Here is a 23,886-nt window from a genome sequence, read left to right as displayed (position 1 = left end):
CCTTAAGGGGAGTGTATTCAGTACAATCTCAGTTCCGCATGCAGAAATGCCACACGGGTCCGGGATAACGTCCGGCAGACGGCATAGCTTACACACGTATGCATATACGCTTCAGCTTAGCTTCTAGGGGAGGATCTTCCGGCAAGGCGTGAACGATCGGCTCGCAGCAAACACCGACTCTCTGGAGAACGTTACCTTATCGTACTTGTCCCGTCATCGAAGTTCTGTTCAATGGGATATATGCTATAGTTATAGACTTTTTCGAACAAATTGTCAAGATTCACTATAATAACTGCTCCCAGCTTTTCAAATCTTTTTTCATTGGTTTTCCCAAAAGCAGGTCATAGTATTTCGGAGCTAAGCCATATTCCGGACGTATGACTTTAATATTGTCCTTCGCGGCGTAATTGCTGCTAACCTTATGCTTGATGAGCTGTACAAGATATATGATATCCAACAATAAGTAACTGACTTCATATGGACTCAGGTTGTTTAGTACAAAACCCGGAGCAGCTGACTCTTGCGAAATAGTTAGAGCTATAAACGGCATTCAGAACATCCTGATCCGGCATGGTCGTCATTGGGAAATTGCGCAAGAAATTAAGCATTTCTTCATACAGGTTTGATTATTGCGGATATTGTTCAGCTGAAACAGAATGACCCCTGAGTTAAAATACAGCTCCCCATTCAGCCCCAGTGAGACGAAGTACTCAAGCAACTTTTCGCCCTGGTCCAGCACTGCGCCCAAATAACGTTCTCGCAGGTCGATGCTCCACAATTCGTTAATATCCATATTGACCAAAATGTCGCAGTCCATATAGATAACCCTGTCAGCCTGAATAAATATCGGAAGCAACAATCGGTACATACTAGCCATTGTCCAATAGTCGATTTTATGCACGCCAGCTGAAATTTCCTGCATATCCCCAGGAATTGTAACATGATAAAAAAGATGTTGTGATGAAATACATCAACCAACTGAGTGAGCTTTAACTTGTTCTCTTCACTTAGGGAATCATCATGCACAATGTGCACATTGATCGATTGCTGGGTATTGTAAAAGACTGATGCAAGAACAACACCCGCATGTTCCGTATAACTCCTTCCTTTATTCTTAATCGTCAAAACCAGCTCAATTATTTCTCAAGGACCACCTACCCTTAAAAGGTATGTTTACCCTGGTGACTGGAGTGGACTATTTCCTAGTACGTATTCTATTTATTTTGAATCGTTCTGCAAGTCAGCTTAGATTCTTGTGACCGTCGCATGATCGCCTAGGATATGACGGGCTGGCTGCTCCTGAATTTCTTGTTCAGCCAGATGAACATATGATCCAAAAACACTTCCCTCCGCATGAATATGGGACAATTTAACCTGATCGGTCAAAATGCTATTGGTCAGAATGCTATCTTCAACCACGCAATTCGGACCAATATACACATAAGGCCCAATTACACTGTTCGTTACGCTTGCGGTCGGATCAACCCTAACTGGAGGAATCCATAGAACAGACCTGTGAATGCAGGATGGATCCGCAAAGTTCTGTGTATCTCGATCCATCTTGTAGCGGTTCGCTTCAAGCCAGCGTTCGTGGGTCCCGATATCAAAAAACGCTGCGGTCGTTATGCTGTACGCAACATGCCCGCCCTCTGAAATTAACATTTGGATGGCATCCGTCATCTCGTATTCTCCTCGCGGGGAAGGCACTAGCCTGTCTATTACCGCCCAGATAGCTGCAGTAAGAGCATACACGCCGACAATAGCCAAATTGGATTTGGGATAGCGGGGCTTCTCTTCCAGATTGACAATTTGCCCATCATTAATGACGGCAACTCCAAATTGACCAGGTTCCTTAACCTGCTGAAGCAGTATCGACGCCGCAGCCTTATCTGCGTCCAGTGATCGGATTAATGGCTTTATATCACCCTCATACAAATTATCGCCAAGCATCAATAAAAAAATGGAATCCTCCACAAAAGGCCGCGCGCTTTTGACCGCATCCGCCAGTCCCTTAGCTTCTTTTTGCAGCAGAAAGGTTAAAGAGGCGTTCCACCGCTCCCCATCCCCAATCATTTCCCGGATCTCTCCTTGAGAAGGGTTCACTACGACTCCAATATCGGAAATTCCGGCCGCAACAAGTTTTTTTATAATTGAGACAAGAATATACTCCCCGTTAACAGGCAGCATGCACTTTGGTTTGGTATAAGTCGAAGGCTGCAGTCTCGTCCCCCGGCCGGCGCACAAGATTAGTCCTTTCATAAACGTCCCCCTACTCATTAAATTAGCAAACTGCGAGACTTGGTGCAAATGATATATATATATATTTTATGCACAAACTATGAAAGAGCTTGGGTACATATTAAGCAGCAATAACCTATTAAACTTTGATCCGGAAGGCATATGCCTTATGCAAATCAGGGGAACAATCGGGCTGCAAGCAGAAAAAAGCCCCAACATCCATATGTACATGGATATTGAGGGCATACCAAGGGGCTTCTTCGTACTTTGCTTTCTTTCGGATCCAATACCATCCCTGTTGAAATAATCATCGGCTTTCCTTTTGATGTGACCTTTCTTAATAAAGGGATATCATTATTTTCGAAGGGTTTCTAAAAATTCAATGTTTTTCTACGGTATAATAAACATCTTTAATATGGTCATAATTTGCTGCAATTTGCCGTAAAGTATCATTAGCTTTTAAATCAGCGGCAATTACGGTATCAAAATGCTGACTAATTCGAATCAATTCACTTTTATTTTCGTAAAATATAAAATGAACTGCTTGATGTGGATATATTTTTGTAAGATATTCTTTAAAATGAAAAGGTACAGCCAATTTTAGAAGTATATTATCTTTATACATTCTTTTGGTTTCTTTTATCATCGTTTCAAGGTCGCTATTTTTTTCCGGATCAGAGCAGAAAAGCAAAATAGCCCTATTGTAATCATACATACAACTGCTATTAGTTAGCGCTAGATCAATTTCTTCCCTTATTCTTGCAAGTTCAATGTTATTTTTTATTTCAGTGTAATGATGTTTAACAATTGTTGGTGTATGTTTTTCCCGTAGAAGTCTCCCTGCATTTTTCCTTTTCTCGTTTTTTTCTTCAGTAATATAACTTTTGGATTTATAATGATAAATATAGCAATCATCGGCAACCTTTAGTTTAAACCCTGCATTGACTGCCCGAATACAATAATCATCCTCTCCCCCATAGCAAGGAAAGTTTATTTCATCCTGATCACCTATTTTTTCAATGACGGAACGGTTAATCATATAACAAAACCCATTCACTTGATTAACAACCGGAAATATTTTTTTTGATTGTTGTTCTATAAAATATGCCATTTGTTCAATGGTTAGCTCTTTACCGCCTAATTTCTCTAATTCGTTTACCGTGCCTCCATTTCCATTAACATCCTTAGGTACTGACTGATAGCTGGCCGAATTGGATAAAGGTCCAACAATCCCTGTACTGCTTTCAGATTCCATACAATCCATCAGTTTTTCTAACCAATGAATAGATACAATTGTGTCACTATTTAATAACACACAATATTTTGATGTAGACAATTTCAGTCCTTGATTTGATGCAATTGTGTAATCAGTCTTTGAGTGATTAGTTTTTAATTTACAATCATATTTCCTTGCGAAAGAAGCTAAATAGTCTTTTGTTTCTTTTTCACTCCCACTATCCACAATAATTAAATTGAATGGAATGGTTTTTTTGGCTATCAAGGATTCTAAGCACAATTTGACATACTCCAACGCGTTATATACGCAGACTATTACATCTATAGTATGAGATCTGTTTAAATTACCACTTTCCAATAATCTCACCTCTACCTCTATTTTTTCTCCCTTTTAAAGACTAAAAGTTCATTCTATATAAGCGATTTCGCATTTTAATAATATCTGGACGTCTTTTTGAAAGACTTAATGAATCAACAATAAAAGTTGAATTAGCAGTTGGAATTAGTTCATGCTTAAACCCCTGTGAATAAGTGCGTTTAAATATTTCTTGTGTTGCCCCACCATATTCATCAACACGCTCACAGAACATGCCAGCTTTTATTAGATCATTTCGGTAAACACAGGAGAAGTTCTCAACAAATCCTTTTATTGTTCCTTTTGTACCAAATAGCCATTTTTTAGGCATAAGATTTTTGACAAATTCACTAATAGCATTGGAATGCATACTTATACGCTGATCGCAAAATACTAAAATATCACCACTTGCCTCTATGATCCCTACATTACGAGCTCTAGCTAGCCCATAATCATTTTCCTGTCGGGATGTGTTTCGATATACAACTGGAAAAGAGACTGAACGTGCAAATTCCTCTATTACTGACTGATTATCACTATTCGGATTGTCATCACAGATAATTAACTCTTTATTAACATAATCTTGGGCAGCAATAGATTGTAAACAATTAAGTATTGTATGATTATATTCATAAATTGTTACAATTACAGAGACTGGGGTTCCAGGAAAAAGGGAACGGTAAAGCTTTTGATAATTGTATGCTCTGCGTTCATCTGCTTGTTTTGAGCCAATTTGCCAAGCTCTCTCGCGCATAATTAAGAGCTCTTGCTCATTGCTCAGAAGATTCTCAATAGCATTTGTCAATGAAGCGACATCATTTAATGGAGACTCTAATAATCGCATACAATTCTTTTTGTTAAGTTCTGGCACATGTCCGACTAAACGGGAAAGAATGGGCACCCCAGTGATCATGGCCTCTAATATTGAAACAGGTCCAATCTCACTTTCATCCGAATTACAAACGAATAAGGTAGATTGATAATACAATTGTTGAAGTTCTTCCTTACTCATCTCTTGTCGGTAAGTAACACTTCCAGTTTCTAACACTTTAGTTAAATAGCTTTCATCCGATTTTCGACCAACCAATAAAAGGTTTAGCCCAAGGTTACGGCATGCAACTGCTACTTCAAAAACTCCCTTTTCTTGCTTTATTTCATCGGTAACCATAATCAAATTTTTATTCTTCGTCCACTTGTCATTAAAAGTCCAGAAATTAGTATCCACTGTTAAAGAAATAAACACGCTGCCACGTATTCTTCTTTGCATCGTTTTATTTGAATAGACTACTTTATCAAACACGCTATATTGACTGTTATTTAGATCATCAGGAATATGGTTGGTTAATATTTTTTTCTTTTCTGAAAGCCAGGAATACCTGTTTAATAGCAAAAGCGCAATATGAGGATGTTGAAAATCAATAATGTCTGCATCCTTACCGTATTTTTCGAATCGCATAAGTTGAGAAGTACTTGGGGTTGTAGGATGTACATCGAAAACTTGGTAATCATAGCGATCCATATAGGGCAATAAACCATTAGCTAGATAATCTATATCTGAACCGATCTGGTCAATTACGCTAACTATTTTCAACAAAATTATATCCCCTCCTTTCCTCCCGCTATAAAATAATAAATACTCTTGTTTACTCACTCGTTCTTAGATTTTCCACTCACATCCTCAATTAACTTATGTCTCAAATTTAATCATTGTCACTTCATTTGAAAAAAAAGGCTACTGATTGTATCCCCCCCGGCCACATCAGCGGGTATATCTTAAAAATTTTGCCGGGTTACCAACAACTACATTATTTTTCGGAACATCACGCAAAACGGCACTATTCATCCCAACAAGTGAAAAATCACCTATGGATACATTTTGTTTTATTGAGCTATTTGTTCCTATATAGCATGATTTACCAATTGCAACAACCCCGGAAATACAAACTCCACCTGCAATACAGGAGTAATCGCCGATAACATCATCGTGACTTATCACTGTATTTGGAAGGATGATTACATGATCACCAATTTTAACATTTGATGTGATCGTGACATTCTGGAAAATAACCGTCCCCCGACCAATATCAGACATGTTTGATATATGGGCAGTAGGATGAATAATAGTTTCGAATTTTTCGATACCGACTTTCGTCTTGGCTATAATAGATTCTTTTTCCCAAAAATTCCGGGGACTTCCTATACCGTTCACAAAAAAATGCGATGAAGGAAGATCTATGGCAGTGGGAAGCGGGCCAAGAATGGGTAACCCCGCAATCCTTTGTCCCCAATGATCGGGGTTATCATCAAGAAATCCGACACATTCATATTTTAATTGAATAGCATTAATGTCATTTATTGTATCCAAAATATCAATACAGTTTCCACCTGTACCTAAGATAACAATGGGTCTGATTGTCATTATTACACCCTCCTTGAAAGTCGATTAGTTATATTAATGTATGAGGCATTAAAAATGTGTTTTATCGGAAATTCCATTCATGTCTATGGAATGTTAAACATCCAATGCATACTATAATTTTGAAACTTGTAGATAGATTTTTCATGAGTGGATTGTATTGACTAATTTGAAAGGAGTAGCTTATGGAAAAACTCAAGATATTATATATTAGCCGTGATTTTTCCAAAAAGACAGAAAAACATCCATATTATCTCTCTCAGGCATTGTCTAAGGTAAGCGATTTAGTGCTATGGAGTGAGCCAGGGGATATTCAAAATATCCTGAAGCATATCAGGTTTAGGCCGGATTTTATATTGATCAATGATCCGGTTGACAATCGTTCTCCCGTCATCACCGGACTCTCCTCTCTTAATATCCCATTCGGTGTTTTCATGTATGATCTTCATCGACTCGTGCAAGAACGTATCCTTTTTATTGAGCAGAATCATGTTCCATATATTTTTACACTTTGTCGAGATTACTTTATAAATAGGTATCCCAAATATCTACAAAGAATGAGGTGGCTGCCTCACTTTGCCAATGAAGAGGTCTTTAAAGATTATGGGTTACCTAAAGACATCGATTGTTTAATGATGGGGGTAGCAAGGCGGTATTATCCGTTAAGAAAAGTCATGTATGATGCTTTAATCGATAAGCCTTTTTTTGTTTATCATCCACACCCTGGTTACGAAAACCAGGATGAAACCAGAAAAAATATTATTATAGGAGAAAAATATGCTAAGGAAATTAATCGAGCAAAATTATTTTTAACATGTGATTCAACCTTCCATTATCCATTAGCAAAGTATTTTGAAGTTCCGGCTTGCAACACTCTTTTGCTTGCGCCCCCCTTAAAAGAGCTAGAGGATATAGGATTTATACCGGATGTACACTTTGCCTCTATTAATGAAAAGAATTTCATGGAGAAGATTGAGTTCTATTTAACCCATGATCAAGAACGGGCAAAGATGGCAAATGAGGGTTATAGAATGGTTCATACAAAACATTCAGCGACGGTACGCGCCTTAGAGTTAGTAAATATGATTAAGGGTATCTTAGGTACTCACAATTGATATAAGAAAGTGGAGTTACATTTTTTTAATTTGATACCAAAAAGAGGGATACAAATGATTGATAGATTTAGAGAGAATGCAAATATAGGTGAAATGGTCGTAATTCAGGAGGATGTCGTATTAGGGAAAAACGTTTCTATCGGGCATCATACGGCTATTTTGGGAAATACCCGAATTGGGGATAACGTAACGATAGGATCTCACTGTATTATCGGGGTTTATCCCGGTGGAAATGCAAATATGCGAAAAACGGAGACTACTTTACCTCCACTTGAGATCAAATCTAATGTCAAAATAGGAAATCATGTTTCGATTTACACGGGAACTATAATCTCTGAAGAAGCATTCATCGGGGATCAAGCAAGTATCCGTGAAAAAGTACGGATTGGAGCGAATACTGTCATAGGTCGAGGTGCCATGGTTGAATTAAATACATCCATTGGTTCGCATTGCACCATCCAAACCTTAGCTTATGTTACGGCAGATACTACGATTGAAGATCACGTCTTCATTGGTCCCTGCGTTTCCATGTCCAATGATAAATATATGGGAGCAAAAGAATATACATTGAGAGGTCCTTATATTAAGGAAGGAGCAAAAATAGGCAATAATGCATCATTGTTACCTGCCATCATTATAGGTAAGAATACTGTAGTTGGTGCAGGGGCCGTTGTGACAAAAAATGTGCCGGATTTTGAGACAGTTGTAGGAAACCCGGCAAGAAAAGTACCGGATGAAACTACCTTGTAAAGGAATGAAAACAAATGATACCTCAATTGGATTTGAAGGCGGAATACGAGAGTGTAAAGGATGAGATACAGAAGTCAGTGCATGAAGTTCTGGAAAGTGGATCCTATATTCTAGGGAATAAAGGAAAGCAAATTGAAAAATTGTTATCCGAATACGTAGGGACCTCTTATGGCATTGGGGTTGCGAATGGGACAGATGCACTCCTTCTTTCATTGGAAGCCATGTCTATTGGGGATGGAGATGAAGTCATTACTCCCCCCTTTACCTTCTTTGCCACAGCAGAGGTTATTGCTCGTGTCGGGGCAAAGCCTGTTTTCGTCGATATTGATCCCATAACGTATAATATGAACCCCGCTTTGATTGAACAAGCGATAACAAAAAAAACGAAAGCAATTATGGTTGTACACCTTTTCGGACAATCGGCAGATATGGAAAAGATTATGGAAATAGCCAAAAAATATCGTTTAAAGGTTATTGAGGATGCATGCCAATCCATCGGAGCCACTTTTAATGGAAAAAAAGTAGGATCATTTGGTGATACAGGTTGTTTTTCGTTTTTCCCTTCCAAAAATCTCGGAACATATGGAGATGGAGGTATGGTAGTAACGAGTGATAAGGATTTATATGAAAAAATTAAAGTATTGAGAAATCATGGAAGCGAAAAAAAATATATACATTCTGATATCGGTTTAAACAGCCGGTTAGATGAAATCCAAGCAGCCATATTAGAAGTGAAATTGAAGAGACTAGATGATTGGAATCAAAAAAGGAGAGAAATTGCGAACCGCTACTCAGAAAAGTTGATAGGTTTGGTTAAAACCCCTATTACGGTTAAGAATCGGGAACACGTCTTTCACCAATACAGCATTGAAACAGACAATCGCGACGAATTAGCCTCATACCTAAACCATAGAAAAATTGCTACAGGCATCTATTATCCCCTACCCCTTCATCTTCAACCTGTCTTCCAGGAACTCGATTATCAAAAAGGAGACTTTCCAATAGCAGAAAAGGTTTCGGAAAAAATCCTGGCCCTGCCGATTTATCCAACGTTAAAAGAATACGAACAAGATGATGTAATATCCTCAATTAAAGAATTTAAGGGTGATAGTAATGGAATTAATTAATATTGGGGTAGCCGGAGTCGGAATTATGGGCATGAATCATTGCCGGACCCTGGATAAGATGAAAAATGTCCATTTTGTTGGTGTTTATGATAACGATATGAAACGGTGCCTGAAAATAGCTAATGAGTACGATGTTTTTCCTTTTGCGTCATTTAGTGAATTATTAAAAAAAGTGGATGCAGTCATCATTTCTGTTCCAACCAGTTTACATTTCACTTTCATCCAACAGGCATTGCAGGAAGGAAAACATGTTTTGGTTGAGAAACCATTCGTCAGTTCGATGAAAGAGGTGGAACAAATCAAACCATTAATCAAGGCTAAGAATGTCATTGTTCAGGTAGGACATGTGGAAAGATTCAATCCGGTAATTCAACAGCTAAACAAAATTATCAATCGCCCCAAAATGATTTCCATTGAAACGAGGCGATTAGGGTCCCTCAACCGAGTGATAGACATAGATGTTATTTTCGACCTTATGATCCATGACATTGATATTGTCTTAAGTTTGGTCGGAAGTCCGATTCAAAGCCTTTCTGCGGTAGGTTATAGCCTGACGGAATCTGGGCAGATGGATGTGGCTAATGCTGTGCTTACTTTCAAAAATGGGGTCATAGCAAATCTGGTAGCCAACCGCTTATCCCAGGAAAAAGTAAGGACGTTGACAATCACCGAAAGAGATCGGTTGATCAAATCTGACTATATGACCAAAGAGTTATTTATCTATCAAAAAGTGGATTCTGTTATAGAAAAAAATCTATCCTACCGACAAGAAAGTATAGTTGAAAAGATCATCGTTCCCAACACTGAACCCCTTTTGGCTGAAATCGATCATTTTGTACAATCCATTCGAATGAAGCATTGTTCCATTGTAGGACCTGAAGAAGCATCCAAAGCCTTGGAAGTCGCACAGATGATTAGAGCATACATCGAGGGGAACAAGTAACAAGTGGAGGTGGACTATGAGGCCTAAAATAAAAAATAGCACGATATTAGTTACCGGCGGTGCGGGATTTATAGGGAGTCACTTGGTAGAACAATTAATGATGAATGAAGCGAAACAAGTCATAGTTGTTGACAATATGTTTTTAGGAAACAGAGAAAACTTATCAGACGCATTGTCCAAGGGAATGGTCTTATATGTAGATGATGCTGAATTAAAAGGCTCTCTGGAATATATAATTGAAAAACATAAGATTGATATTGTTTTCAACTGTGCCACCAAGGCATTGAATTATTCCTTTATCAATCCATCGAATGCCTATATGACAAATGTGATCGTTTTAAATAATCTGCTTGAGTTACAGAGAAAAGGAGCATTTAAAACACTCTGTCACTTTTCATCATCTGAGGTTTATGGCAGCGCACAATATGAGCCGATGGATGAACAGCATCCGATACTTCCAACTACGGCCTATGCTGCAGGCAAGGCCGCTGCTGACACCATGTTACACAGTTATGTTAACATGTTCGGTCTGGATGCGTTTATCGTCAGACCCTTTAATAATTATGGTCCTAGGCAAAATTATGAAGGCCCTCTATCAGGAGTGATTCCTGCAACGATTATGAAATTGTTAAATGGTGATGCTCCGGAAATCCATGGAACCGGTCTACAAAGTAGAGACTATATTTATGTAGTAGATACAATCGATTCTATAATCAAGGTTTATGATGTGATTAAACGTGGAGATTGTGTAAATATTGCAGCCGGTAATCACATTTCCATTAAAGACATTATCTTAAAAATATCAAAAATCCTCAATTATAAAGGTCCTATATTATATAAAGATTGTCGAGCGGCAGATGTAGCCTGTCATCATGCAGGCAATCAAAAGATCAAGTCGATGATTGATTTTAATGTAGTGGATTTTGATGAAGGGTTATTAAAAACGGTGCGATGGTATAAAGAAATATATAACAAGAGGAATGTTCTTAAATGATAAAATTAATAAAACCTTATATTACCTTTCAAGAAGTTGAAGAAGATTTCAAAAGAATATTTGAATCTGGAACTTTTACCAAAGGAGAATATGCAAACAAATTCTTACAGGAAATAAAAACTTATATAGGAGTCGATCATGCCTTCCTGACCACCTCTGCGACTACAGCATTGACAATGTGCTTAAAATCACTCGGAATAGGATTGGGAGACGAGGTGATCGTATCCGACTTTTCTTTTCCGGCAACCGTAAATGTTGTAGAGGATATCGGAGCGATGCCAATTTTTGCGGATGTGGATCAGGATACTTTCAATATGAAACCGGAAGAACTAGAAAGGAAAATAACCAAAAAAACAAAAGCAGTCATATTCGTGGATGCGTTCGGAAACCCAAGCGGAATATCTAAAATAAAAGGGATATGTGAAAAACATCAAATACCGTTGATTGAAGATGCTGCTTGTGCCATCGGGAGCAGTGAAAATGGAGTCAAAGTAGGTACAATCGCAGATCTTACCTGTTTTAGTTTTCATCCCCGGAAATTGCTTACGACTGGCGAAGGAGGAGTGATTACAACCAATAAGAAAGAAATCGCGGAAATTATGAGTGTTAAATTAAACCATGGAGCGATTGTCCGAGATGGAATGGCTGACTTCATTAATTATGGATATAATTACAGACTATCGGAGCTTCAGGCAGCAATGGGAATACAACAATTAATTAAATTAGAATCAATTGTGAAAAGTAGGAACTGTATAGCTGACGAGTATAAAAAGAGACTCCATCTTTTAGGTTTTAAAAGGCAAAATTCACTGGACAATGTGATTCATAATATTCAATCCCTCGTTTTTAGGGTTCCCGAAGGGATGAATAGAGATCATTTAATCGCTTATTTAACGGAAAATGGAATTGAATCCACAATAGGAACGTATTGCCTGAGCAACACAACTTATTATAAGAACAAGTATAATAGTGTTCAGCCAATTGCAAAATATCTTGAAAAAAATACCGTAACTCTTCCTTGTTATGATAACGTGGATCACAAATATATTAGCAACATAATAGAAAAATATGTGAGGACTCTCGAGGATTAAGCAGTCCAATGGGATGGCTGCCGATTTCTTCTATTTGAAAACACCCGTCAAGGCTAAATGAACGCTTCGTGGCCTTGACGGGTTTACGGTCCCGGACAACTACTCCAGCTATTTTCGGACAACCCGCCCCATCCTCTTTTGGACATTATGTGATACGTAAGTTATCTTAAGCGATCATTCGCTAATAGACTTGAGGAGGGCATACTATGAAGGTAGTTGTTTATACTTCATTATTTGGTGATCATGATTCCGTTAAAGAACCCTTATGTATAGATAAAAGTGTGGATTATATTCTGTTTACGGATGACCCGAGCATAAAGTCTGAAAAATGGACGATTAAAGTATTGGAAAACCAATTTGAAAGCCCAAGAAAAATGGCTCGTTTAATCAAATTGTTATCTCATAAATTTCTACCAGAACATGACCTAAGCATTTATTTGGATGCAAATTTCAAATTAAAAGCAAAAGATATTTATGAGATGATAGTGGAATGTCTAGAGGGCCAAGATATTGCCTTATACAAGCATCCAAGACGAAGCTGCACCTATCAAGAATTAGAACACTGTTTAAAAGTCAACAAAGTAAGCACCGAAATTGCGGACCGTGTAAAAATAAAGTATCTAAATGAAGGATTTCCTCGTGATTATGGATTATTTGAGAGTGGATTTATTATTAGAAAAAACACGGAAAAAATAAACCAGTTGAATGAACTTTGGTGGAACGAAATCGCTACTGGAAGCGAACGAGATCAGTGTTCTCTAGTGTATTGTCTGTGGAAATTGGGAATCACTGCAAATGAAATCAAAATTGGCCAACAAATTCGTATAAATCCCTATATCATTGGGTATAAACATAAAAATAATTCATAAAAAAACCTTTTGTTTCAAAAAATTCTTGAATATATTTTGCAGACCGTTTAGGCATTTTAATTAAGCATAACAAAATTTAACGCATATTATTATATAAGACTATTTTGGGAGGGGAGTAAAAGTGGGAATAAATCCGATTAAGATAACATTCATCCCAAAAAGAAGGCCTTTTATAAAAAATGCCACATCAAGACTTCGGGCTTTATATCTAATAGATCATCTTCAAAAGTTATTTCCCAACAAGTATATAGCTAATCTTGATGATCCGGAGAATGCTGACATTATTGTTGTGAATCAAACCGCTTCACAAGAAAATTTAATAAAAATTCTAGATCAAAAAAAGAAACGAAAGGTTTTTCTCATCTATGATGTGGTAGGGCGGCAGTACGATGATGCCAGAGAATCATTTAACCAAGTTGCGCAGCAAGCTGATTTAATTACTGTTGCAAATGAAACTCAAAAAGCGCGGATAGAGGAATTGAAGCTAGGTAAACCTTGTTGCATTTTGAATGATGGTATCGATTATGTTGAACAATTGAACCCTTCCCTTTCACCGTTTAACGGAAAAGTAGTTTGGTTTGGTAATCACCAACTAGGTAATTTAGAATCAGCCATGTGGGCAATTGATTATATATCCGCGCAACCTAAATATTCAATAGGTGTTATAGGCAATAAAGACATTAAATTAGACAATGTTGAGTTAATAGAATGGAAATATGAAGGATTTATTAATAATCTAAAACGCTATAGTCTATGCTTTTTGTCTCACGATAGTTTGGAAAAACAAAAGAGCAATAACAGATTGCTAGTGACGATTGCAAATGGTATTCCCACAATTGTATCAAATTCTGCTGCTTATTCTGAGTTACTTCGTAAGTTCAAGTTAGATTATGCCATTGTCAATAATGAAAATGAATTACAAAAGGCTCTTTCCATCCTTAGTGATGAGGAACAAAGACAAAAGTATTTAAGTGAGATACAGCCTTATATTTTAGAGAACTACAATTATAATGCTGTAGCAAAAAGGTTTGATCAGATATTAAATCTCTACTACTTAAAAGGTATATAAGAGGTGTAATTAATGTCCAGAATTGCCGTAGTAGGTACAGGTTATGTTGGTTTAGTGTCGGGAGCAATCCTGTCAGACTTTGGCCATAAAGTTACATGTGTTGATATTGATCAAAACAAAATTGCTCGTTTAAAACAAGGGATTATGCCCATATATGAGCCAGAATTAGAAACAATGGTCGAAAAAAATTATTATTATAAACGACTATATTTTACAACTAATATCCAGGATGCTGTAGAAAAAAATGACATTATCATCATTGCGGTTGGAACACCGCCAGCAGATGACGGAAGTGCTGATCTTCAATATGTTCTTACTGTTGCCGAGAGTATAGCGACTTACATGAATGGATATAAGGTGATTGTCAATAAGTCGACTGTACCCGTAGGAACAGGACAAAAAGTCAAGTCACTGGTGCAAGATGCTCTAAACGAAAGAGGGGTAGACTATACTTTCGACGTGGTTTCAAACCCTGAATTTTTAAGAGAGGGCTCTGCAGTTAGAGACTTTACTCATCCCGATAGAGTAGTTATCGGTGCTGAGAATGAAAAAGCTATCAATCTAATGAAAGACGTATATCGAGTCCTATATATCAATGAAACTCCTTTTGTCATCACGAACATTGAAACGGCAGAAATCATTAAGTACGCATCAAATGCCTTTCTTGCCATGAAAATCACCTTTATTAATGAAGTAGCTAATCTTTGTGAAAAGGTGGGGGCTGACGTTCAAAAAGTAGCTAAAGCAATGGGAAAGGACGGACGCATCTCCCCCAAATTTTTACATGCAGGTCCTGGTTATGGAGGAAGCTGTTTTCCAAAGGATACCAGATCTCTCGTCAAAATTGCCCAAGATAGCGGTGAACCTCTCTCTTTAATAGAAGCTACTATAAAAGCTAATGAAAGACAAAAACTTAGAATGGTAGATAAGATCGTGGATGCTCTGGGTGAAGTTGAGGGGAAAACTATAGCGGTTCTAGGGATTACTTTTAAACCTAATACAGATGATATGAGGGAAGCACCTTCATTAGTCATCTTACCAGAATTAGTGAAGTATGGCATAAAGCTAAAGGTATATGATCCAAAAGGACGTGAAGAAGGTACATGGCGTCTTCATGATATAAAAGATAACCTGATTTGGTGTGAAGAAACTTACGAGGCTATTACAAATACGGATGCTACTTTGATTCTCACTGAATGGAATGAATTCAGAAACCTGGATTTTGATAAATATGATGAACTGAATAGTGGAAAGTATTTCTTTGATTTTAGAAATATTTACGATAAACAAGAATTAACCGGAAAAGGATTTAAATACTATGGTGTAGGTGTGTAAAATGAATTTAAAACCTGTGGATAGCACAAAAACATATCTTGTTACAGGTGCAGCCGGCTTTATTGGTATGCACCTTTCCCAAAAGTTATTGAGCATGGGTTGCAAAGTAATAGGATACGACAACATGAACGATTATTATGACGTGAACCTTAAACTTAGCCGTTTAAACATATTGAAGAAATTTGATCATTTCACTTTCCATAAAGCAGATTTAATTGACAGGGACTATCTTGAAAACTTGTTTTCAAAAAACAATATTGATATAGTAATCAACCTGGCGGCACAAGCAGGTGTAAGATATAGCATTGAGAACCCACATGTTTATATACAATCCAATATTGTGGGATTCTTCAATGTTCTCGAGATGTGTAGACACCACAAAGTAAGCCACCTGCTTTATGCTTCCTCAAGTTCTGTGTATGGTTCTAATCAAAAGATACCATTTTCAACAGAAGACATGGTTGATCAACCCGTTAGTTTATATGCAGCTACAAAAAAGTCTAATGAACTAATGGCACATGCTTATAGTCACCTTTATAAAATACCTGCAACCGGATTGCGTTTCTTCACAGTTTATGGTCCGTATGGAAGACCTGATATGGCATATTACTCTTTTACAAAGGCTATTATTGAAGATAAAATGATAAAAGTATTTAATAATGGAGATATGTACCGGGATTTTACTTATATTGATGATATTATTGAAGGTGTCACTAGACTTATAGAAAACTCTCCTGCAATAGTTAATAAAACCTTACCCTACAAGGTTTATAATATTGGGAATAATAAACCTGAAAGACTAATAGATTTAATTCAAGCGATTGAATATTCAACTGGTAAAAAAGCGATTAAAGAATATTATCCAATGCAAGCTGGGGATGTGTACCAAACCTATGCTGACATAAAAAATTTATTTGAAGATGTAGGCTTTAAACCAAATACATCCATTGACGACGGTATCAACAAATTTATAACCTGGTATAATCAATATTACAATCAAGTGGACATGAATTAGGGAATTGACTTATGTGTATTCTGTCAATTCCCTTTTTCTTTATTATTTAACATATGATCGAAAAACTGATACAGCGAAAGACTTGCTTTTTCTATCGAATAATTTTTAGCAGTTTCTATTCCATTGAAGAAAAATTTATTTCTTATGCTTTTATTTTCTACTAAATAACTTATAAAATGAATAACCTCTTCATTATTAGCAGTATCCACTAAAAAACTGTTGTATCCATGTACCGCATATTCATATATTCCTCCTATCTTTGGAAGGATAGTAGAGCACCCCATTGCCATTGCCTCTAATCCTGAACGTCCAAAAGCTTGATAAGTTGATAAATCAATAAAAATATTGGAGTCTTGTAAAAGCTCTGCAACTTGTTCCCTATGGAGTATCCCCTGATTTTTAAAATCAAAATTCAAAGGAACATTTAAAGAGTTCAATTCATTATCAGAGCAACCAAATATAGAAATTTCTATTTTTGAATTATATTTTTCTTTTATCGCTTTCAACACATTCATTGTTTCTTTAGGCGATCTTCGAGGAGTTTTTGGCCTGACCATTGCCACAATATGAACAACATCTTTTTTACTATTATTTATTGTCACTGCAGGTTTAAAAAGCATGTTGTCTAAACTCGGAGCAATTTTATAAACCTCAATTCCATGATTTTCTTTTATTATATTACGGATCCAATTCGTTTTGGCAAAAGCATTATTATTTAGAATTAATGTATAAGATTCTATCGCTTCTTTATACCAATGATGATCTTTATCAAACATCAATGGTTCATAATCTTGTATATAGTAGGAGGGTTTTATATAGGGGTGACATTCGATGATGTTTTTTAACATTTTCACCGTTGTAAATACGGTAGCTACTACGATGTCAAAGTGTTGAGAAAGGCGAATTAATTCATCTTTATTTTTATAATAAACACAAAATTCATCAACATTTAAGTATTTTTCGGAAAATGGAATCTTATGGTTAAGATTGTTGGCTATTTTTGCATTTATATTCAATGTACGAAGTCCCATTGTTTCCTGTACAACTGAGTGTGATCCCCCATCTCCTCCTTTTGTTGGCAAAATAAATAAAATCGAGATATTACTTCTTTTAAACTTTTCACCGTTTTCTATCGCATTTTCAACTTTTTCCCTCAAAGTGTTTAGTTCCTTATTTTCTTTTAAAACTGTCATACAATCTCTTATTTTTTTACTGGAATACTTTCTGCAAATTAGCTTATCTGCTTGTTTTTTCAACAATTTTTTTTGGTCACTCGTGTAACTACTAGATTTATAATGATACAAGTAACAATCATCGGCTACTTTTAGTTTGAAGCCAGCATTTTTTGCTCGGATACAATAATCATTTTCTTCGCCATATCCTTCTGAAAAAGTCTCCTGATCAAAATAACCAATTTTATCTATAACCTCTCTTTTAACCATTAAACAAAATCCATTTAAAAGTGGAACTTCTGGATAACATTTATCGGACTGGTTTTCCACTACATTTGACATTTGTTCCAAGTTCATTTTTTCTGGGAGTGAATTTATTGCCCAATCATTTTGATCAAACAATTTTGGTACGGATTGCCAAGAAGCTGCATTGGAAAGAGGACCTGCTATACCTACAGCCTTCTCAGATTCCATACATGCAATTAGCTTTTCTAACCAGCGAAGTGTAACGATTGTATCACTATTAAGTAACACACAATATTTAGAAGAGGATGCCAGCAACCCTATATTAGCGGCAATTGTATATCCTTGTGCATAATCATTTCTAATAAGCTTACAATTATAGACTTCAGCATATGCCCTTAAAAATCTACTTGTTTCCTTGTTACTGCCATCATCAACTATAATAATATTAAAGCTTAATGTTCTCTTAGCAATTAATGACTCGAGACATACTTTTACTTCCTCTAAAGCATTATGCACACAAATGATTACATCAATTTCTTCAATATTAGTTTCATTACGTTCATCATTACTTATTAGATTTTGCTTATTCAGTCTGTCTTCTTCTAAAATCAAACTTATTAAGCCCGGTTTTTTTTCAGTCATTCCATTATTCATATTTTCGTAAATTTGTCTCTTTGTTCTAGCATAATCCCAAATTCTAACATTAGTAATTTCACCAATAAAAAAACCGTAATTACTCAGACCCCCGATTATCCCTGAAGCAAAAACATTTGTTTTCAGGCTTTTCAAACCCATTTTTCTAATCTCACCATTAATAAAAAGATATGGGGTTTTATCACGATAAACAATTGCAATGTGAGTCCAGTCAGTAATCCTTGTTTCATATACTAAAGTAGCTGGCAGATGATTTGCTGTATGTTCAAAAACTGAAATACCATTCGTCCCTACTGACACTCCTGTTCCAGCAGACTCATTATCGCCCCCATAACCAGCTGCAATAACATACCTTTGATCTGAAATACCTGAAGCACCTATAACTGACTCTTTTCTAATTTGATGAGTTGCTTCAGGCTTAACCCAGAATTCATATGTGAAGTTATTCATTACTTCCTTAAATATGGATTGAATGGTTAATGTATCGCTACCACCGAACCTCATTTTATTATCACCCTTTTTCTTTGACCATTAGCATTGCATCGAGCTGTCCATGCAAGTAACTGTCACTTTCGCTTAGAGAGCCCCCTCCCCGGCTGGCTCTCACTTATTAACTCAATGGCTCTATCCCACCGAAATATTCATTCTTCGTGACTTTAATACTTCGTATTGACATTAGATCAAAGATTTTTTTCGATTTGTCTCATGGTCGTGAATTCTCCATTTGAAGTATTTATTATCCCTAATGTAATCATCGAGAATAGAAAAAGGGGTATTATACTTCCAAGCGATATAATTAAAGCTCATCTGATCTCTTTTACTGAAGTTTTCAACTTCATTCCACCAAGCGTCCATTGTTTCTATAATTTTTGGATCATTGTGTCTCCTTAGAATTACTCCAGTAGAAATAAGGCCATTATTTTCTGGATATCTCTCTTTTTCATATTTTTCAGCTTGGGCAAGAATGACATTTTTGTCATCTTTGTTTCTCCGTATGCAAACTTCTGCCTCTTTATATATGCAGTTTCTTCCATCAGAGTGCCTAAAAAAGACAAGTGAAGATTCCTTCAAATAATTTTGCAGCAACTCGTGTAGATCTCCAACGATAGTAATATTTGCATCTACCCATACACTGTAGTTATAGTCTTGAAAAAACAAGTGAGGTTGTATTTTTACATATCTTGCCTTTCTTGTCGAATCAAGATTCTCACGCGGGAAGGGTATTATCTTCCAAAAATTTGATTTTATATCCGGATTATCAGTGAAGCATACATAATCAAATTTATCGGATTTATACTGGGGTTCATAAAGATTGTCATAATTAGCTGTGATAGCAGTATAAACGACAACTTTATTTTTATTAATTTGACCGACTGAAGTACCTACTTCAGATTGATATATTATTTTGTTTTGCTCCATTAGTAAATACCTCCAGTATGTTTGCTAATCTAAACGTGTACCACTTACACAGCGTCTGCTAACGCAAAAGTCTGAGCCAGGTACCTGTTATGCTGAATGAAGCTCAGCAACCTGGATGAGAATCTCCGATCCTTACAATGTTAGGTTTATCTATATTTTTAAAGGCATTTCTTGTATCCATAATTAAGTTGGAATTTTCCGAAATCTCGTGGTAGTTATAAACATTATGGTTTGTTAATAAGATAGTACAATCAAAATTACGAAGATTTTGATGATCCAATTCAATGGAATGTACAATATTTCCTTCATTATCTGTAAACTGGGTTGCATAAGGATCATTGTATTCAACTATAGCGCCCATTTCTTTTAATGTATGATAGATCGAAAGACTAGGAGATTCCCGTAAATCATCAATATTCGGCTTATACGCCATGCCTAGTAATAATATTTTAGAGTTTCTGACAGATTTATTAACCTTATTAAGCGCTATTTCAACCTTATTTAACACATACTCCGGCATATAATGATTTATTTCATGTGCTAATTCAATGAAACGGCTATAAAAGTTTAATTCTCTTGCTTTCCATGATAAGTACATAGGGTCAAGAGGAATGCAGTGTCCTCCAACACCAGGGCCAGGAGAAAAGGGCATAAAACCAAAGGGTTTTGTACTCGCCGCTTTAATTACTTCCCATATATTTATTTCTAATTTTTCGCATAACATGGCCATTTCATTAATGAATGCAATATTCACACTGCGAAATGTATTTTCTAAAAGCTTACTCATTTCGGCTATCTTAGGGGAAGAAACAGTCACAAGTGATTGAATGGCATCCTTATATAACAAGGTTGCTATTTCAGTACAGAATTTTGTTTTTCCTCCAATTACTTTTGGTATGTTTTTTGTATTATATTTTCCATTACCAGGATCTACTCTTTCTGGGGAAAAACAAAGAAAATAATCCTCGCCAGCTTTATATCCTTTTTGGGTCAATTCATATTCGATCAATTCCTCTGTTGTACCCGGATAAGTAGTACTTTCTAAAATAATGAGTAATTCTTTATGCATATATTGTTTTACTTCTTCAACTACTGATTTTATATACGACATATCCGGGATGTTATCCTTTGTTAAAGGAGTAGGAACACAAATGTTAATAGAATCTAAAGATGAAATTACTGAAAAATCATTTGTAGGAATAAATTTTTTACTGTTTATCACTTCGTGTAAATCTTCTTTATTTACTCCTGACATATAGAAATCCATGTTCTTTAATCTACTGATTTTTTCTACATTAATATCAATTCCATAAACTTGGTAACCTTTTTTTGATAATTCAATTGCTAAAGGCATCCCTACATAGCCAAGTCCAATTACGCCAACTTTAGCCTTTAGAGAAATTAATTTTTCTTTTAAATTAGAATATGGTGAGTTCTTCTCCAATTCTAAAACCTTCCTTCTTTCTACTTTTCACTTATAATTACATTATTTTTTAGTTAAAATGGATTGAATGGATTGCGTGATATAACAAGCATATTGTAACTAGCATAACGTTCCACAAGCCCCATAAGCCAAGGCATGGGTTATCTCACTGGTTTGTCAAAGGCCTAGGAAGATTGGCTATTCGTATGAGGTTTGGACGCAGCGTCTTCTGGCTAAGTACGTTCGAGAACATGCAGTGGCTGAAGGGTATGAATGCAGGAGCGTCACCGGAGTTGTGAATTGTTTATAGCCATGAATTACGCATCCAAATCATACTGGATAACCACTCTGCCCATATTTCCAAAGAGACCAATGCCTATCTAGCAACCTTACCTGAACGGTTTGAATTTACGTTCACACCAAAACATGGTTCATGGCTAAACGTAATTGAAAGCTTCTTTGCAAAAATGACAAAACAAGTTTTAAGGCATCTTCGTGTCAAATCGAAGGAAGAGCTCAAACAAAGAATTGAGTTGTATCTTGAAGAGGTCAACAATAATCCTGTCCCGCATCATTGGAAATACGGGTTAGAGCATTAAGCCTACGAACGTTATTTTATGAGCGTTCTACTAGTCATGATTATAGGTACCCAACATATAACCTCCCTTGCTGTTTACTCCCTATAATATGACTAGAGAACAAAAACGTAATAGGTTAGAAGACTAAATTTTCAACGATTTACATAATGTTTTTTTGCATATACAGTCGCATAGTAAAAAAACGCTTAACAGTTTTCCTGTCAAACGTTCTTTTATCCCGGGAAATTATGATCTTTAAGATTGAACTTTCAGCAACAAGTGATGAATCCGATGCTGAAAAGTATGTGAAATCAGAACACGTTTTCTAGCTTCTTCAGCAATTTGTTTGCGTTCTTCGTCATGTGCAATATAATAATGAGTCTTCTCAAGTAAATCATGCTTATCCTGGTAAGAAACAACTTCTTTCCCTTCCTCAAAATGATTTGCCAGCTCTTCTTTGAAATCTGTAAGCTGGAATGCTTCACAACTGGCAGCGTCAAAGGTACGGTTGTTGATACTTTTAGCAATAATACCTATACGATTTTTATTGTATTTCTCATTAGAAAGACGGTGACAATTTAAAACGATCTTGGAACCATTATAGTAATTAACAACTGTTTCAGGCTTTACCCATGCATTCACCAAATCTAAATCCCGGTTTTTTTTAACCCATTCATTATAATACTTCCCCCACCCTCTCCCAACGATTTGTATTTGATAATCTGTTCTCTCCAGCAAGAAATCAATAAGCTCAATCCGGTTACTGTAAGGCACTCCCACTAAACAAATATCACTTGTGAACTCATCAGAGACTAGTACGTGATGAAATATTTCCGGATCTGTTCCCAGTGGCAGATGATACACCTGTGGATGCCCAAGTTGTGTATATTGTTCTAATGCAGCTTGATCAATGGTGAAAATGTAGTCAAAATAAGGGATTAACGGAACGGTCCAATCCATATAATATGGATCCTCCGTCATCCAGATGGCTGACTTTACTTTTGTTTGTTTTATGAATTCCAGCATAGGTTTGGAGATTTTCAAGCCGGCCATGACCAATATTAGCTCTGGCTGCAAGGATTGCTTCTTAAGCTTTAATGCATTTAAGCCATTATTTAATGTAAAAGATTCACAATAGTGACCTGCATTATGTAATGCTTCTACTATAGTTTGCTCAAAAAAGGAATACACTGCTCGAAAACCCGAAGTAATAAAAAGAATTTTCATTTATCTTCCTCCCTTGAAAATATAAGATTTTTTTTAATTTATAGGATATTGCCACAAGCATAAAATAATAATCACCATATAATGCTTCTATGAAATATGTGGAGGTGAACTTATGGCACATACTTTAGTTGAATTTGCTAGAAGTCTACAGACCAATTTACACAACGGAGTAATTGTCCCAATTGATGCAACACCAACCTTGATATTAGCATTTGGTATGAATGTTCCTACTGCAACCAATTTTGTAGAACTCACTACTATAGTAGGTTGGCAGGTGACAAACGTTTTTGCTACACCACCAGATCAGCCGATACTATTACTTCAAGTCCTTATGGATGGAGTGGCAGTTGGTAGTACTGAACATGAGTCCATTTCAAACGATGAAGATGGACCACTTGAAATGACCACAACGTTCCAGACTATTCTTACGAATGTCTCCGTTGGATTCCATGCATTTCAAGTGTTTGCCACAAACGAGGAGGACCTTCAGGGAGACATCACTATAACAGGCCCAGTGAGTATCACTGGTAAAGTATATGCACCTGCTTAAAAATCCAAACAAAAAAACTCCTTTGTAGAAGTCTTGTTTATTCTAAAACAAACAAGATCACTTC

General features: G+C 36.3%; 21 protein-coding genes. 12 read left to right on the top strand and 9 right to left on the bottom strand.

Annotation, left to right across the window (positions count from 1 at the left end; translation table 11 throughout):
* Nucleotides 1-577: 577 nt before the first annotated feature.
* The 5 genes from MKX70_RS14240 to MKX70_RS14220 all read right to left on the bottom strand — a co-directional run bounded on the left by MKX70_RS14240 (nt 578) and on the right by MKX70_RS14220 (nt 6,248).
* On the bottom strand, nt 578-901 hold the full coding sequence (locus MKX70_RS14240; protein WP_340840202.1) for a glycosyltransferase: 324 nt from the start codon (nt 899-901) through the stop codon (nt 578-580).
* A gap of 344 nt (nt 902-1,245) precedes the next feature.
* Nucleotides 1,246-2,259 (bottom strand): sugar phosphate nucleotidyltransferase, encoded by a 1,014-nt coding sequence (locus tag MKX70_RS14235; protein WP_042238486.1) that lies wholly within the window; start codon nt 2,257-2,259, stop codon nt 1,246-1,248.
* A 358-nt stretch (nt 2,260-2,617) separates the two neighbouring features.
* Nucleotides 2,618-3,832 carry a glycosyltransferase family 2 protein gene (locus tag MKX70_RS14230; protein ID WP_340840201.1) on the bottom strand — a complete coding sequence of 405 codons (1,215 nt, stop codon included), beginning with the start codon at nt 3,830-3,832 and terminating at the stop codon, nt 2,618-2,620.
* Nucleotides 3,833-3,872: 40 nt separating this feature from the next.
* Nucleotides 3,873-5,423: a glycosyltransferase gene (locus tag MKX70_RS14225; protein ID WP_340840200.1), complete on the bottom strand. Its 1,551-nt coding sequence runs from the start codon at nt 5,421-5,423 to the stop codon at nt 3,873-3,875.
* A gap of 165 nt (nt 5,424-5,588) precedes the next feature.
* Nucleotides 5,589-6,248 (bottom strand): acetyltransferase, encoded by a 660-nt coding sequence (locus MKX70_RS14220; protein WP_042238490.1) that lies wholly within the window; start codon nt 6,246-6,248, stop codon nt 5,589-5,591.
* A gap of 182 nt (nt 6,249-6,430) precedes the next feature.
* On the opposite strand from MKX70_RS14220, the gene MKX70_RS14215 reads away from it, so the two are divergent.
* From MKX70_RS14215 to MKX70_RS14170, 10 genes are all read left to right on the top strand, one after another.
* On the top strand, nt 6,431-7,360 hold the full coding sequence (locus MKX70_RS14215; protein ID WP_340840199.1) for a glycosyltransferase family protein: 930 nt from the start codon (nt 6,431-6,433) through the stop codon (nt 7,358-7,360).
* A 54-nt stretch (nt 7,361-7,414) separates the two neighbouring features.
* Nucleotides 7,415-8,110 carry an acyltransferase gene (locus MKX70_RS14210; RefSeq protein WP_042238493.1) on the top strand — a complete coding sequence of 232 codons (696 nt, stop codon included), beginning with the start codon at nt 7,415-7,417 and terminating at the stop codon, nt 8,108-8,110.
* Between the two features lie 14 nt (nt 8,111-8,124).
* Nucleotides 8,125-9,237, top strand: a complete 1,113-nt coding sequence (locus MKX70_RS14205; RefSeq protein WP_042238496.1) for a DegT/DnrJ/EryC1/StrS family aminotransferase — start codon at nt 8,125-8,127, stop codon at nt 9,235-9,237.
* The gene (locus MKX70_RS14200) at nt 9,224-10,180 is read left to right on the top strand and encodes a Gfo/Idh/MocA family protein (protein WP_042238498.1); all 957 of its coding nucleotides are present in this window, start codon (nt 9,224-9,226) and stop codon (nt 10,178-10,180) included. The genes MKX70_RS14205 and MKX70_RS14200 overlap by 14 nt, the downstream gene beginning before the upstream one ends.
* Before the next feature lie 16 nt (nt 10,181-10,196).
* Nucleotides 10,197-11,174 carry an NAD-dependent epimerase/dehydratase family protein gene (locus MKX70_RS14195; protein WP_042238500.1) on the top strand — a complete coding sequence of 326 codons (978 nt, stop codon included), beginning with the start codon at nt 10,197-10,199 and terminating at the stop codon, nt 11,172-11,174.
* The gene (locus tag MKX70_RS14190; protein WP_042238502.1) at nt 11,171-12,265 is read left to right on the top strand and encodes a DegT/DnrJ/EryC1/StrS family aminotransferase; all 1,095 of its coding nucleotides are present in this window, start codon (nt 11,171-11,173) and stop codon (nt 12,263-12,265) included. The genes MKX70_RS14195 and MKX70_RS14190 overlap by 4 nt, the downstream gene beginning before the upstream one ends.
* Before the next feature lie 206 nt (nt 12,266-12,471).
* Nucleotides 12,472-13,134, top strand: a complete 663-nt coding sequence (locus MKX70_RS14185) for a glycosyltransferase domain-containing protein (protein WP_042238505.1) — start codon at nt 12,472-12,474, stop codon at nt 13,132-13,134.
* Nucleotides 13,135-13,255: 121 nt separating this feature from the next.
* On the top strand, nt 13,256-14,203 hold the full coding sequence (locus MKX70_RS14180) for a glycosyltransferase (protein ID WP_042238507.1): 948 nt from the start codon (nt 13,256-13,258) through the stop codon (nt 14,201-14,203).
* A gap of 12 nt (nt 14,204-14,215) precedes the next feature.
* On the top strand, nt 14,216-15,538 hold the full coding sequence (locus tag MKX70_RS14175; RefSeq protein ID WP_340783658.1) for a UDP-glucose dehydrogenase family protein: 1,323 nt from the start codon (nt 14,216-14,218) through the stop codon (nt 15,536-15,538).
* Between the two features lies 1 nt (nt 15,539).
* Nucleotides 15,540-16,553, top strand: a complete 1,014-nt coding sequence (locus MKX70_RS14170) for a GDP-mannose 4,6-dehydratase (RefSeq protein WP_042238511.1) — start codon at nt 15,540-15,542, stop codon at nt 16,551-16,553.
* A 23-nt stretch (nt 16,554-16,576) separates the two neighbouring features.
* On the opposite strand, the gene MKX70_RS14165 is transcribed toward MKX70_RS14170, so the two are convergent.
* The 3 genes from MKX70_RS14165 to MKX70_RS14155 form a co-directional block, all read right to left on the bottom strand.
* Complete coding sequence (locus MKX70_RS14165) at nt 16,577-19,129, bottom strand: glycosyltransferase (RefSeq protein ID WP_340783640.1); 2,553 nt, start codon at nt 19,127-19,129, stop codon at nt 16,577-16,579.
* 171 nt (nt 19,130-19,300) lie between these two features.
* Nucleotides 19,301-20,044, bottom strand: coding sequence for a glycosyltransferase domain-containing protein (locus tag MKX70_RS14160; protein WP_340783635.1), 744 nt, complete (start codon nt 20,042-20,044; stop codon nt 19,301-19,303).
* Between the two features lie 103 nt (nt 20,045-20,147).
* A complete protein-coding gene (locus MKX70_RS14155) occupies nt 20,148-21,488 on the bottom strand; it encodes a nucleotide sugar dehydrogenase (protein ID WP_340783633.1) in 1,341 nt (446 codons plus the stop codon).
* Nucleotides 21,489-21,766: 278 nt separating this feature from the next.
* On the opposite strand from MKX70_RS14155, the gene MKX70_RS14150 reads away from it, so the two are divergent.
* Nucleotides 21,767-22,066, top strand: coding sequence for a transposase (locus MKX70_RS14150; RefSeq protein ID WP_445323705.1), 300 nt, complete (start codon nt 21,767-21,769; stop codon nt 22,064-22,066).
* Between the two features lie 234 nt (nt 22,067-22,300).
* On the opposite strand, the gene MKX70_RS14145 is transcribed toward MKX70_RS14150, so the two are convergent.
* Nucleotides 22,301-23,272 (bottom strand): CgeB family protein, encoded by a 972-nt coding sequence (locus MKX70_RS14145; RefSeq protein WP_340783631.1) that lies wholly within the window; start codon nt 23,270-23,272, stop codon nt 22,301-22,303.
* Nucleotides 23,273-23,384: 112 nt separating this feature from the next.
* On the opposite strand from MKX70_RS14145, the gene MKX70_RS14140 reads away from it, so the two are divergent.
* Entirely contained in the window at nt 23,385-23,822 is a 438-nt protein-coding gene (locus MKX70_RS14140; protein ID WP_042238517.1) for a hypothetical protein, read from the top strand.
* Nucleotides 23,823-23,886 lie beyond the last annotated feature (64 nt).

Source organism: Paenibacillus sp. FSL R7-0312 (genome assembly GCF_038004445.1).
GTDB lineage: Bacteria > Bacillota > Bacilli > Paenibacillales > Paenibacillaceae > Paenibacillus_AQ.
Note: the sequence above shows the minus strand (reverse complement) of the source record. Positions and strands in the feature narration are given on the sequence as shown.